We start from the raw sequence: 572 nt of genomic DNA, 5'->3' as shown, positions 1-572 counted from the left end.
TTTCGACGAGGCCCGCCTGCCCGAGGATCTGATCGCAAAGCTGCGCTTCGTCGATTATCGCAAGCGCCGGATCTGGCTGCAGGACGGATCCTCGGTCGAGGATCAGGAGATCCGGCTGAAAGCCCACAGCCGCAGCCATGACACCATCCGCCTGATGATCGCCCAGGCGCAGCTGAAGCGCTGGTCCGGCATCTCGGTCCGCGGTGACGCGGCCTTCCTGCGCAATGCGACGCGGCTGGCCTTCGCCGCCGGGATCGAAATCGCCGGGCGCAGCGAGGATATGGACAGGATCGTTCAGGCGGAGTTGAAGCTGCTGCGCGCCAAGCAGGATGCGGCGAAAGACGCGGACGCGGACATGGTGCCCGATGCCCGCGACGGCGCAGAGCCGCCGGTGCCAGACGAGGGCGCATCCAAGGTCGATGCCGACCAGCCGCTGCCCTGGTTCGAGGACGAAACGGACTGGGACGACTTTCGCGCGAAATTGGCCCTCAAGGCCAAACCTAGGCGCATCCCCGAAGCCGAAGCCGAAGCCGAAGCCGAAGCCGAAGCCGAAGCCGAAGCCGAAGCCGAAG

General features: G+C 66.3%; 1 protein-coding gene. It reads left to right on the top strand.

Annotated elements, in window-relative coordinates:
• Positions 1-572, top strand: a 572-nt coding sequence (locus ACFOMH_RS20575) for an LPD7 domain-containing protein (protein WP_377746804.1), incomplete at both ends; no start/stop codon positions are given.

It is taken from the genome of Paracoccus mangrovi, from assembly GCF_042648425.1.
GTDB lineage: Bacteria > Pseudomonadota > Alphaproteobacteria > Rhodobacterales > Rhodobacteraceae > Paracoccus > Paracoccus mangrovi.
This window is presented reverse-complemented; position numbering and strand designations above follow the sequence as displayed.